Origin of the sequence: Kurthia sp. YJT4 (genome assembly GCF_030219945.1) — a bacterium.
Lineage (GTDB): Bacteria > Bacillota > Bacilli > Bacillales_A > Planococcaceae > Kurthia > Kurthia gibsonii.
Map to the genome: position 1 here is coordinate 2,140,186 of NZ_CP126689.1, position 12,730 is coordinate 2,152,915.

Annotated in this window: 13 protein-coding genes and 1 other annotated feature; of the genes, 6 read left to right on the forward strand and 7 right to left on the reverse strand. The window is 36.0% G+C overall.

Features of this window, described 5'->3' with window-relative positions:
* Nucleotide 1: 1 nt before the first annotated feature.
* Complete coding sequence (locus QN089_RS10580) at nucleotides 2–1,705, reverse strand: septation ring formation regulator EzrA (RefSeq protein WP_068451883.1); 1,704 nt, start codon at nucleotides 1,703–1,705, stop codon at nucleotides 2–4.
* Between the two features lie 151 nt (nucleotides 1,706–1,856).
* Here QN089_RS10580 and hisJ point away from each other — a divergent pair, with 151 nt between their 5' ends.
* Both hisJ and QN089_RS10590 read left to right on the forward strand, forming a co-directional pair.
* Nucleotides 1,857–2,654 (forward strand): histidinol-phosphatase HisJ, encoded by a 798-nt coding sequence (gene hisJ, locus QN089_RS10585; RefSeq protein ID WP_285215281.1) that lies wholly within the window; start codon nucleotides 1,857–1,859, stop codon nucleotides 2,652–2,654.
* 18 nt (nucleotides 2,655–2,672) lie between these two features.
* Complete coding sequence (locus QN089_RS10590; protein WP_068451877.1) at nucleotides 2,673–3,155, forward strand: GAF domain-containing protein; 483 nt, start codon at nucleotides 2,673–2,675, stop codon at nucleotides 3,153–3,155.
* A gap of 67 nt (nucleotides 3,156–3,222) precedes the next feature.
* Here QN089_RS10590 and QN089_RS10595 read toward each other — a convergent pair whose 3' ends face one another.
* Complete coding sequence (locus QN089_RS10595; protein WP_285215282.1) at nucleotides 3,223–5,091, reverse strand: sensor domain-containing diguanylate cyclase; 1,869 nt, start codon at nucleotides 5,089–5,091, stop codon at nucleotides 3,223–3,225.
* A gap of 362 nt (nucleotides 5,092–5,453) precedes the next feature.
* On the opposite strand from QN089_RS10595, the gene rpsD reads away from it, so the two are divergent.
* A complete protein-coding gene (gene rpsD / locus QN089_RS10600; protein ID WP_068451873.1) occupies nucleotides 5,454–6,056 on the forward strand; it encodes a 30S ribosomal protein S4 in 603 nt (200 codons plus the stop codon).
* 213 nt (nucleotides 6,057–6,269) lie between these two features.
* Nucleotides 6,270–6,716: a DUF4352 domain-containing protein gene (locus QN089_RS10605; RefSeq protein WP_285215283.1), complete on the forward strand. Its 447-nt coding sequence runs from the start codon at nucleotides 6,270–6,272 to the stop codon at nucleotides 6,714–6,716.
* A gap of 129 nt (nucleotides 6,717–6,845) precedes the next feature.
* On the opposite strand, the gene QN089_RS10610 is transcribed toward QN089_RS10605, so the two are convergent.
* Nucleotides 6,846–8,042: an IS256 family transposase gene (locus tag QN089_RS10610; RefSeq protein WP_285215039.1), complete on the reverse strand. Its 1,197-nt coding sequence runs from the start codon at nucleotides 8,040–8,042 to the stop codon at nucleotides 6,846–6,848.
* Nucleotides 8,043–8,267: 225 nt separating this feature from the next.
* On the opposite strand from QN089_RS10610, the gene QN089_RS10615 reads away from it, so the two are divergent.
* Nucleotides 8,268–8,516, forward strand: coding sequence for a hypothetical protein (locus QN089_RS10615; RefSeq protein ID WP_087680409.1), 249 nt, complete (start codon nucleotides 8,268–8,270; stop codon nucleotides 8,514–8,516).
* A 110-nt stretch (nucleotides 8,517–8,626) separates the two neighbouring features.
* Here QN089_RS10615 and QN089_RS10620 read toward each other — a convergent pair whose 3' ends face one another.
* The 3 genes from QN089_RS10620 to QN089_RS10630 all read right to left on the reverse strand — a co-directional run bounded on the left by QN089_RS10620 (nucleotide 8,627) and on the right by QN089_RS10630 (nucleotide 10,038).
* The gene (locus QN089_RS10620) at nucleotides 8,627–9,259 is read right to left on the reverse strand and encodes a YIP1 family protein (RefSeq protein WP_068451861.1); all 633 of its coding nucleotides are present in this window, start codon (nucleotides 9,257–9,259) and stop codon (nucleotides 8,627–8,629) included.
* A 148-nt stretch (nucleotides 9,260–9,407) separates the two neighbouring features.
* On the reverse strand, nucleotides 9,408–9,704 hold the full coding sequence (locus QN089_RS10625; RefSeq protein WP_285215284.1) for a rhodanese-like domain-containing protein: 297 nt from the start codon (nucleotides 9,702–9,704) through the stop codon (nucleotides 9,408–9,410).
* A gap of 70 nt (nucleotides 9,705–9,774) precedes the next feature.
* Nucleotides 9,775–10,038, reverse strand: coding sequence for a metal-sensitive transcriptional regulator (locus QN089_RS10630; RefSeq protein ID WP_068451854.1), 264 nt, complete (start codon nucleotides 10,036–10,038; stop codon nucleotides 9,775–9,777).
* A gap of 133 nt (nucleotides 10,039–10,171) precedes the next feature.
* On the opposite strand from QN089_RS10630, the gene QN089_RS10635 reads away from it, so the two are divergent.
* Nucleotides 10,172–10,981, forward strand: coding sequence for a cobalamin-binding protein (locus QN089_RS10635; protein ID WP_285215285.1), 810 nt, complete (start codon nucleotides 10,172–10,174; stop codon nucleotides 10,979–10,981).
* An 86-nt stretch (nucleotides 10,982–11,067) separates the two neighbouring features.
* On the opposite strand, the gene tyrS is transcribed toward QN089_RS10635, so the two are convergent.
* Nucleotides 11,068–12,336: a tyrosine--tRNA ligase gene (gene tyrS, locus QN089_RS10640; protein WP_285215286.1), complete on the reverse strand. Its 1,269-nt coding sequence runs from the start codon at nucleotides 12,334–12,336 to the stop codon at nucleotides 11,068–11,070.
* Nucleotides 12,337–12,385: 49 nt separating this feature from the next.
* Nucleotides 12,386–12,589, reverse strand: a binding site (T-box leader).
* Between the last annotated feature and the right edge of the window lie 141 nt (nucleotides 12,590–12,730).

The window sequence follows — 12,730 nt, forward strand, 5'->3', positions numbered from 1 at the left end:
ATTAAACGCGTGTCACCGTTTGTTTCGCTAAACCTTCGATTCGTTTTAAAGCACCCGGTTCAGCTGCTTCTACTGCCGTCGCAACCACTTCTAAAGCTTTCGTATAACGTAAATTAGTAAAAGCTAGTTCTGCTTCTGTTAATTTTTCATCCATACCAGGTTTTGAAGTACGGTAACGATTACCATATTGAATCAATAATTCAATCAACTGAACATTACTTAACATTTCTTCAATTACACCTTCTGCTTCAGTAATTAATTCATTTGATTTTTTTAAGTTTGCGGCAATCACACCTACATTAATCGGTACTTCTAATAATTCTTGCTTCACAACATCTAATTGCTGATCAGCTTCTTTAAAGCGAGCAATAATCTCATCTGGAATACCTGGCATATTCGCTTTTTGAATTCTACGTTCTAGTAAACGAAGTCGTTGTTCAAATGATTCTAGCTGTTCGCGTCCTTCATTTTCATGAACACGTAAGTCTACTAATTTTTTAGAAAATTCTTCAATCTCTTTTTTCTTAATTTCAACAAGCTTATCTAAATCTTCTAATTCTTCTTTTAGAATAGAGTAAGCAGATTGTTCTTCTTTTACTTCTACACATAATAAATCGTATCGTTGCTTATACGTATTTAAAGCTGAACGGCATTGACGAGGCATTGCAAGTTCCTGTGTTGTTAAATGATAACTTTTTTGAACAACTTCTGCTTCATACTGCATTTCATCTACAGCTAAAAGTAAATCTTCTAAACGTGTACCTAACTTTGTAAAATTAGAATCCACAAATTGTTTTGCATGGACTTCATTTTCAAGTGCTTCATAATAGGCATCAATATCTTTTTTCATTTGTTCTACTTGTTCAATTGCAACTTCAGTTTCTAACTGCACCAACTGCTCTTTTAATATAGGTAATTGCGCTTCAATTGCATCCAATTTTTCTGGCAACTCTAAGTGTAAGAGGAAGAATGATTGCTGTTCCATCGAACGATAACCATTACGTAAGTCGGATAAATCATTTGGTATCTTATGTTGCACATCTGTCAACAATGTTGGAATCTCCGTAATTAAGCGTAGAATTTCTTTACCTTCATGATCCAACTCTTTCACAATTTCTTTCGCTTCTAAATAGTTACCTTCTGCTGTTAGTCGCTCATAAGCTTCAAATTTTTCTGGGAATACAGCTAAACGACTTTCAAGTAGATTACCCGCTTCCCCAAATGAATATTGATGTGCGAGTAAAGTCTTGCGTGATGTACGATAATCTAATTTTAAATTTTCGATTTCCACACGACTTTTCTTTTCGCTTTCAATTAAATCATTTAGTTCTGTTAGAATGTTTTCGAGCTCACCATCACAAGCATCAATGCGCTGTTCCACTTCTTCTTCAATTTGTGTAGCTTTTTTAAATTGGAACTTATCTACAGTTTCTTCTGCTTGGATTAGTTGTTGTTCAATTTGAACTAAGTCATCATCCATCATGTCAGTCCATTTATTGCGCCATCTCTCAAACATTTCTTCTGCCTGACCACTCATATTTAACTTTTTCACTTTCGATAATTCCTCTAAAACTGGTTTGTTTTGAAGGTCTAACCTTTTTTGATCCAATCTACTAATCTCAGTATGATGTTTTTTGCGGTACACAAAAAGTACGACCACAAAAATCAATAGTACGATGACAATTGGAATGATATAATTGTACATCATATGCCCCCTATCTCTTCTATCAGGTTTTCTGCCTACTTATATTATTTTAATATTACCATGTTTCATTTCTTTTTGTTCACCATTTGTATGCGATTTTGTGTTTTTTTCAATTTTTTGTACTTTTTTTAAGCCATTAGGAGGTTTTCTCATGAAAAGAAACGGACATATTCATACACCTTTCTGCCCACATGGCACGAAAGATTCTTTCGAGCAATATATTGAACAGGCAATTCAAGCAGGTTTTGAAGATATTACTTTTACAGAACATGCTCCTTTACCAACAAATTTTGTAGATCCAACACCTTTACAAGATAGTGGTATGCAACCAAAAGATGTAGATACGTATATTAAAACATTGCAAAACTTACAAGTTCAATATGCGAACAACATAAAAATCCGCATTGGTTTTGAAGTTGATTATATAATGGGATATGAAGAAGAAACAAAACAATGGTTACATACATATGGTCCTGTAATAGACGACGCTATTTTATCTGTTCATTTTTTAAAAATTAACGGAGAGTATGTTTGTATTGATTACTCAGATAGTGTTTTTATGGATACCGTTCAAAAAGTCGGCTCAGTTGAACGATTATATCATATGTATTATGATACAGTTCAGCAGTCGATTGAAGCCGATTTAGGGACTTTTAAACCAAAGAGAATTGGACATCCAACACTCATCCATAAATTTCAACATGCTCATCAAGAAACGATTGACGATCACGAACAGATTGAACATGTTTTACAATCCATCAAGCATCATAACTATGAGCTTGACGTAAATAGTGCGGGATATGCTAAGAAATTTTGTTTAGAATCTTACCCACCTATTCGTTATATCGAACACGCAAAACAATTACAAATTCCTCTCGTTTTTGGTTCAGATGCTCATCAAGCAAAAGACTTTGACCAGTTCTTTGAGGAATTACAACCGTATTTATAGAAAAGGAAGTGGCTTTATATGTTTACACCACAAAATATTGAAGGTTCATCAAAAGAAAAATATGTTATGTTATCAAAACAACTAGCAGCATTAACAGAAGGCGAAACAGATCACATCGCTATTTTAAGTAATGCATCAGCTTTATTAAACCAAGCGCTTGATACAATTAACTGGTGTGGTTTTTATTTATATAAAAATGACGAATTATTATTAGGTCCATTCCAAGGCTTACCAGCTTGTGTACACATCACTCTTGGTCGTGGTGTTTGCGGTACAGCTGCAAGCGAATTAAAAACATATCGTGTAGAAGACGTGCATGCTTTTCCAGGACACATCGCTTGTGATGCTGCATCCAATTCTGAAATTGTCGTACCAATTGTAATCAACGGAGAACTATACGGCGTACTTGACATTGATAGCCCAATCAAAAATCGCTTCTCAGAAGAAGACCAAGAAGGTATTGAGCTATTTGTCGAAACACTTCAAAAATTCTTAGTATAAGCAAACACAAAAAGAGAAATCCCTTTAAAAATAATGGGACTTCTCTTTTTTCAATTCTTTTTATCTATTAAAGACTCTCTTTAATTTCCATCTTTTTCGTGTATATTTGAGCTTGATTTTTCCCATTACCTTTTGCAAAATATAACGCTGCATCCGCTTCTTTAAATAGACTTTGATATGTTACATGCTTTCGGTGATGATTCCAATAAGAAATTCCTGCAGAAACTGTTACTTTAGGAACTGTCTCGGTGGCAATACGTTGTGAAATACGCGCTACGATTTGTTGACTATTCAGCAACTGATTATTCGGTAGATAAACAGCTAGTTCTTCCCCGCCCCAACGCGCTCCAATTCCACACTCCCCTACTTCTTCTTGAATAATTTTTGCTACATGCTCTAAAACACGGTCTCCTTGATGATGACCGAATTTATCATTTACTTGTTTGAAGTCATCAATGTCAAATAATACAAAAACACCTTGTCTATCGATGTGCATCGCCTTCTCAACAAAGCTATCTAGATAATGGCGCGCAAAAAGTTTGGTTAAATTATCGCGGTTTACCATCTCCTGTAGCTGTTCACGTAAAATAACATTTGAAATTGCCAAAGAAGAGTGACGAATAATCGATTGAATCAATTTATAACTATCAAAGGAGAAGTAATAAGCTTCTTCATGTACTAATAACACAAAGCCATGCACTTTCTCTCGAATAATGATAGGTACAGCCATCAATGATGCGTATGGTATTTCTAAATCAATTAATTCTTGAAAATCCGCAACAAACAGTGGCTCATTCGTTCTTGAAAAGTGCTCACCAATATACTCCAAATAAACAGCTGATTCATTTGAGTAAAAATAAGGTGTTGTTCCTGTCTCCATCTCTAATCGTTGGTTCATAAAAACAACTGCCAATTCAGAAGGTTTAAATGCTTTTGAAATTTGTTTCGACAAATATTCAAGCATTTCTTTTTGTGATAAGTTCATATTCAAATCATGAAATGACTCATTAATAAACTGTAAATCGCTGACAAGTCGATGCGATTGCCCATATAACTTTGCATTTTCTAACGCTTTACCTGATGTATCGCCTAAAAAACTTAGTTTTCGTTCATCATATTCTGTGAATTGGTATTTCTCATGCTTTTCAATGCGGATTACACCGTATGTTCCTTGACGACCCTTGATTGGAGCACATAAAGATGTTAATCCATGTTCTTCAAAATTTTCATGCACCAAATGACCCGATACAAACGATTCCGTTGTCGCAGGTCTTTCATTAATATAGTCATATACCGATACATTTTTAGGTAGTTGATGTTCTTGATCATTTGATAAAATCAATTGATGTTCATATTGAGGAAACTTACTTTCTAATTCTTGTAAAAGCGCATCTATAATATGCTCAACATTCATTGTTGAGTGGAATAATTCTGTCATTTTCAACAATTCTTTATTCAAACGATTTTCTGCACGATTTTGATATTGTTGCTTAATTGTACGTGCAGACTCATAAAATGACTCCATTAATTCCGCAAAGTAATCACTTTGTTTGAATTCTTCCCATTTAGGTGAAGAAGTAAAAAACAACACTCCTTCTACATCGCCTTTTTGTCGAATGATTAAAGCATCATTCACTTCTGGATGATGTATTTGTACGCTTGATACAAGATGATGAATTGAATTATTTTGTATGTGTGTGAGAATACAATCTAAAGCGATATGATGAGATTGAAAATCTTGTTGATGATGTCTTAGCTTTCGTAGTTGTTTTTCTTCTATAAAATAGTACTCTACATTTTTTAATTGGAATTGTTGATACAATAATTCATTTAAATAACTATAATATGAGAAGGTATTAAATCCATCGCGATGAATTTCAATCCATAAGTCCAATATATGCCCTTTAATTGCATCCATAATATGTTGATCTCGCAAATGTAATCACCTATTTTCGTTTAATAGACACAAGATTCTTAACTGTATTATACACAAATAGGTTCTTTTATACTACTTCTATTTAACCAAGTTCAAAAAAACTATTTTTATTAATTAATTTGTCCGTTATTTTTTTCATTTTCTTGACATACCAATCTATACGCTATACAATAGAATTTGTGTAAAATAAACGCAGCGGTTGTATGGTATTGTCGTTTATTCTGTTCCTCTAGTTCTGCTAGACGGAGTAGGAGTAATTCTTAGGCTGCATGAACGAAACTACTTGAATATAGAATAACTGCTTTGCTAAATACAGCTGATTTTTGTTTTATGCCAAATAAAAATCATAGGAGGGACTTTAAATGTCTCGTTATACAGGTCCATCTTGGAAACTATCTCGTCGTTTAGGCATTTCTTTAAGCGGTACTGGTAAAGAAATCGAAAAGCGTCCATACGCTCCAGGTCAACACGGTCCAACTCAACGTAAAAAATTATCTGAGTATGGTCTACAATTACAAGAAAAACAAAAACTTCGTCATATGTACGGTATGACTGAACGTCAATTCCACAACTTATTCGTTAAAGCTGGTAAAATGAATGGTGTACATGGTGAAAACTTCATGATCCTTCTTGAAACTCGCTTAGACAACCTAGTTTACCGTCTTGGCTTAGCTCGCACTCGTCGCGGCGCTCGTCAATTAGTAAACCACGGTCACGTAACAGTTGATGGTAAACGCGTTGATATCCCATCATACAGCGTAAAACCAGGTCAAGTTATTTCTCTTCGTGAAAAATCTCTTAACCTTACTGCTGTAAACGAAGCAATCGAAGCTAACGCATTCGTTCCAGAATACTTAACTTTCGATGCTGACAACAAAGTTGGTACTTTCACTCGCCTACCAGAGCGCTCTGAATTATCAGCTGAAATCAACGAAGCTTACATCGTAGAGTTCTACTCTCGTTAATCTTTTTGATTCAAAAACCTTTGAAAACGTTGTTTTCAAAGGTTTTTTTGTTGTTTAAATACATAATTTATAACAAAAATACACTTATTTTCATTCATCGATAAACATATTTTCTCTTTCCATACCTCACCTTTCACTTAAAAAGATTAAATCCTACTAAAAAAGGGCAAATAAACAAAGAACAGTCTAAATTCTATTTCGGGAGGGTTTACTATGCGTAAGTCATTAGTTGCTTTACCATTGGTTGCACTTTTTTTATTAAGCGCTTGCGGTAATGCAACAGAAGAAAAAAATGGCGAAAAAGCAGAAAGTTCATCAACAACTGATACATCGAAAAATGGTACAAAATATGAAATAGGACATACGGTGAAAATTGATCGTGTTGATTTCACCATTACATCTGCAAAATTATCGGATGGTGAAAAAAATATAAAGCCTAAAGGCAAGGCTCTTACACTAGATGTAACTGCAAAAAATGAATCAAACAAAAAAGTACTACTTGCTTCTACAGAATTTACACTTTATAAAAACGGTAAGAAACAAGAAAGTTACTTCGGTGAAACGAATCATCTAGATGGTAATTTAGATAGAAACAAAACAGTTAAAGGTGTATTACAATATGATGTTGAAGGGGTACTGTCAATAATTTTGTGTAAATGACCATTCACCCATTCAAGGTAGCTCATCACCTGTGTATTCAATTGTACTTGTTCGAAGTGTTGATTTGAGTGTGTAGGAAAGGGCTAGCCCTTTCCTACACACTCAAATTTCGCGCTGGCGCGTTCCGGTTTAGTTTGCCGGTTCGTGCAGCTGCTCAAACATCTCTTCTAGCTCCGCACGGGCCTGATTGAAGCCAATGTGGCAGCGTGTGGCGAAACGTTGATTATAGTCCTCGAACTGCGTCACTAAAAAGCGTTCCAACGATTCTTCACTCGGGAACTGTTCCTTGCGCTTCGTGTATTTCTTGATTTGTTTATTAAACGACTCGATTAAATTCGTCGAGTAGATACTTCGCCAAATCGCCTTTGGAAAGCTGTAAAACGTCAGTAAATACGGGTTTTCTCGTACGCCTTGTGCGACCTTTATATACGATTTGCCCCATTTTTCGCAGAACGTCTCGAGCGCTTCTTTCGCTGCTTCGGCGTCCTTTGCTTGGTGAATCGTTTTAAAATCCTCGCATACTTCCTTGCGATCTTCTACGCGTACTTTATGCATGATATTGCGCGCCACATGGACAAGGCACACCTGATATTTTGCCTTTGGAAACACGTTGAACACAGCGTCTGCCATGCCTTTTAAGCCGTCTGATACGAATAACAGCACGTCTTTTACACCACGGTCCGTCAGCTCTTCTAATAGCTCCTGCCAGTTGTAAGCAGATTCCGTTGGGGCAATCGTATAACCAAGCACTTCTTTCGAGCCGTCTTCACGAATGCCGACCGCAATATAGACCGCCTCTTTTGACACCGTATCACGACGCACGGCAATATAGGTCGCGTCTAAATACACGACTACGTAACGATTGTGCAACGGACGGTTATTAAAGGCTTCTACCGTTTCTGAAACAGCCTTTGTCATATTCGAAATCGTTTGAGGCGTATAGTGATGCCCATACATTTTCTCGATTAATTGCGCAATTTCCGCCATCGTAATTCCTTTTTTGAACAGGTGAATCACGGTTTCTTCCAGCGTATCGTTCGAGCGCTTATACGGTGCCACTGTCTGTTGCTTGAACTCACCGTTGCGATCACGCGGGATTTGAAGCGTTAAATCGCCGTACTCCGTGTGAAGTGTACGCGAATAAGACCCATTGCGAGAATTGCCTGAGTTGAACCCGATACGATCGTATTTTTCATAATCCAAAAATTCCGTCAGCTCTGTCGCCAGTAGCGAGTTGATCGCCATTTCCAAGTGCGAACGAAAAACCTCGGTAATATCTTGTTTTTTGACTAGTGCATCGACAATTTCTGTTGTAAACTGATTCATAGGGAAGACCTCTTTTCTAGGATTGGTTGTGGTGACTTAATTCTACCAAGAAAGGGTCTTCCTTTTTACATGGAATTTTCTATTTACACAAAATATTTTATACTCTCGTTGAAGGTGCTGGAGAATATGAGCTTATTTATAAACCAGCCTATATAAATGACAAAAAAGAATATAAGTGGCATATTGAAGTAAAATAAATCTATTTAATTGAAAGGAAGATAATTTATGGGACGCTACTACTCAATTAACTTTGGATTAGGCAATGCTTTTGAAGGTTTGTTTGAAGATATTGGAGAAGCTAAGTCATACGCAGAAGAAAATGTGGAACTAAATCGCCAACATATTAAAATCCATGATGATGAAGGGAAACTCCTTAGCACATCGCATTGGAATGGTGTTGCTCCTACTGCTGACGAAGATGTACTTGTTGATTTCGGTAAACATGGTTACTACAGTAATTGGATGGATGTATAAATAAAAAAACAGGTTAAAAAAACTGGAACTGCGTCACAACGCGATTCCAGTTTTTCTTATGCTCATGTGGGATCATATTTTGTATACTTATGTTTCAATCTGCTTAAATTCTATAGTTGTGTAAGACCTAAAAAGATTCCTACACAAGCAAATATAATAGCAGAAATGACAACCACTGATAAAATCATCGTAAAGAACGCTTTCCATTTGGAGAATTGATGTACTTCCGATAACATAACAATCCCTACAATGAACGTATAGATAGAACAAATAACCGCTAAAATAACCACGATAATTGCTAACGTAACTGATCCAGCTGTCTGATCTAAATCCGTATTATAAAAATTAGCCGGATATGCAATTAAATAAATAATTACAAATGGGAAAAGTAAAAAGTGAGGGAATGTTAGGAACATCGAACCTTTATACAAAGCTACAAAACTACCTGTTCCCTTTAAAATTTTACCCGCTAACCAATAAAAGAATGCTGTAAAAATACTACCCACAATTAAAGCAAAAATGGCACCGACTGCTCCAGCGAATATAATAATGAAAGAGTTTGGTAAGTCACCTGAACTTGTCACCATATTCTTTTGATCCATTGTTCCAAATAAACTTGTTGCCCATGCACCTAAGAAAGCAAGAAAGAATATACCCCAAAAACTGCGTTCCATCAATACGCTTTTCACCGTATCAACTGGATGAAACCAGAGATGTGTAAAGGGATTTACTTTTTTACGCATGCTCATCCTCCTAATTAATAAAACATGAATTTTTTGATATTACTAGAATTTACCCTGATTTCTTTTAGGACAAACAGCCTCCATTTATTGTTACTTTGCAAAAAAGAAGAACCACAACATCGTGTGATTCTTCCAGATTGAGTATTGATTATTCTACTTCTCCGCCCCACATCATCATACCGCCATTCATATTCGTTACATCGTAACCTTGTTGCTCTAAAAATTGTGTCGCTTGACCTGAGCGTCCACCTGAGCGACATACCATAATATATGGTGTATTTTTATCTAATTCATGCATTCTAAATTCTAATAAACCTAATGGAATATGAATAATCCCTGGAATTTTCCCTGCTTCTACTTCTTCTACTTCGCGTACATCGATTAAATGTAGTTGTTCACCTGCTGCTAACTTTTCTTGTACTTCTGTTGTTGTAATAGTTTTCATTCTATATGCTCCTCTTTTATACTTACGGGGGTATTAAAAATAGTAAAAAGAAGTACGAAACGACTTCTTTTTAGCGACTTTTCACAAGAAGATTCACAGCTTCTTGAATAAGCTCTTCGTGTGTTTTATCGTCTGTATTCCCTTCGCCTTGGATACAGTGTACTAAATTCGTACTAACGACTAAGCCAATTGTACGATCGATTGCTGAACGAGCAGCAGATAATTGTGTAATGACTTGTTTACAGTCTTTACCTTCATCCATCATGCGTAAAATTCCTTGAATCTGTCCATCGATGCGTTTCAGTCTGTTTCGAACTTGTTGATCATATTCCACTATTTTTACCTCCCATCATTTATTTATATTGCTATGATATACCCCATAAGGTATTTAGTCAAGCATTTAAAATTCAGAAGTTCATCATACACTATGTTATAATTTTTGAAAAGAAATGTGAAGGAGGATTTTCATGCGTATTATCTCCATTTGTCCAAGTAATACAGAAATCGTTGCTTTACTCGGCTTGACTGATTCACTCATCGCTGTTGATGATTTTTCAGATTGGCCACAGACTGTAAATACATTACCCAAATTAGGACCTGATTTATCCATTGATTTAGATGCATTAGAGGCATTACAACCAGACCTCGTTCTATCTTCTCTCAGTGTTCCTGGTATGGAAAAGAATGTTGACGGTTTAAAAGAACGCGGGATTCCTCAACTCGTTTTAAATGCAAATTCACTCGATGAGATTATTGAAGAAGTCCGTCTTGTTGGGAAAGCTTGTGGTGTTGCAGATCGTGCGGAAGAAGTTGCAACAGCTTATGAAGCAAAAAGACATGAACTACATACCATTTCTCAATCAATCAATGAACATCCTTCACTTTATTGGGAATGGTGGCCCAATCCTATTTTCACACCAGGAAAAGTAAATTGGCTAACAGAAATCAGTCAACTTGCAGGTGGTCGTAATACGTTTGAAGATGTTGAATTAGCTAGTGTCATGACTGATTTTGACGATGTAAAAAAGAGAAATCCTGATTATATTTTTTTATCATGGGTGGGCGTAGCTTATGAACGAATCAATCCAAAAGTCGTATTAAAGCGTGATGGATGGCAAGAGATGGATGCTGTAAAAAATGAACGTATTTTTAAAATGGAAGAATGGCTTTACTGTCGCCCCTCTCCACGTCTTTTAATTGGTGCAATTCAACTTGCCAAACGAATTCATCCAAAGGCATATGCTCATGTCGAAATCCCATCTTTTTTAACAATATAATAGGAAGAAACTCATTTTTCATGCATAAAAAAAGAAGGAATCGACTAGTTGCGATTCCTTCTTTTTTGCGTTCAAATGAGATTGTATTATGAAAACTTCACCATGAAGTATTTTTTCTTACCACGACGAATGATTGTAAATGCATCCTCTAAGCGATCTTTTGCGTCAACTGTGTAGTCAAGGTCTTGTACTTTCTCACCGTTTACGGAAATAGCACCGTTTGTTACATCTTCACGCGCTTGACGTTTTGAAGGTGAGATTTTAGCTTCTACTAATAATTCAACAATATTTGTATCTGCTTTCGTTACTTCTACAGATGGGACACCTGAGAATGCAACTTTCATCTCATCTGCTGATAAAGCTTTTAAGTCACCTGAGAATAGCGCAGCTGTAATTTTTAATGCTTGCTCTAAACCTTCTTCACCGTGAATCATTTTTGTCATTTCAGCAGCTAATGTTTTTTGAGCTTCACGTAAATGCGCTTCTGTTTCTACTTTTTCAGCTAAAGCTTCAATTTCAGCACGTGTTAAGAATGTAAAGATTTTTAAGTATTTCACAACATCTGCATCTGCTGTGTTTAACCAGAATTGGTAGAATTCATATGGAGATGTTTTTTCACCATCTAACCAAATCGCACCACCAGCTGTTTTACCAAATTTCGTACCATCTGCTTTTGTCACAAGTGGAATTGTAAAACCGAATGCTTTTGCCTCTTCATCATGTGTTTTACGAATTACTTCTAAACCTGTTGTAATATTACCCCATTGATCAGAGCCACCCACTTGAATACGTACATTGTGGTGATCGTATAAATGATTAAAGTCCATACCTTGAATTAGTGTGTATGTGAATTCAGTGAATGATAGACCTGATTCTAAGCGAGAAGAAATCGTATCCTTACCTAGCATGTAATTAATATTAATTAATTTACCATAGTCACGTAAAAATTCGATTGTTGTCATATTGCCGAACCAATCGTAGTTATTCACTAATTTTGCGCCATTCGCTTCATCTTTGAAGTCGAAAATACGACCTAGTTGTCCTTTAATACAATCTACATTGTGTTGAATTTGTTCTTCTGTTAATAAATTTCGCTCTGAAGAACGACCTGATGGGTCACCAATCATTCCTGTTGCACCACCTACTAGTAATACAGGTTGGTGACCAGCTTGTTGGAAACGACGTAATGTTAGCATTGGTACGATATGTCCGATATGCATCGAATCTGCTGTTGGATCTACACCTACGTATAACGATACTTTTTCTTCGTCTAGTAATTTCGCCATGCCTTCTTCATCTGTTTGCTGGTACAACAAACCGCGCCATGTTAAGTCTTCAATTAATGCATTTGTCATTGTTATTCCTCCTAATAATAAAAAAATCGTCCCTGCCATCATATATTGATGCAGGGACGTTAGGGACGAATAACGCGGTACCACCCGGCTTGGAGAAATGCTTGTCATCTCTCCCGCTCTATCGCTTTAACGCAGCGGCTACGTCGTTACTCCAAATGTGTAATTCAAAACAAAATTATGGTTAGCTTGCACCGACCGCTAACTCTCTGAACAGGGAATTTTGTTTCTACTGCGCATTTTTCTCCGTACGAAATATATACCTGTTACTTTACTTTAGTTCATTTTTTTTGTCAATGTTTAAATTGTTCACACATAAGTGAGTCATTTTCATGTAATATTAAGTATGTATGCAAAAATTTTAACCGTCTATTATTTGGAATATATTTGCTATAAG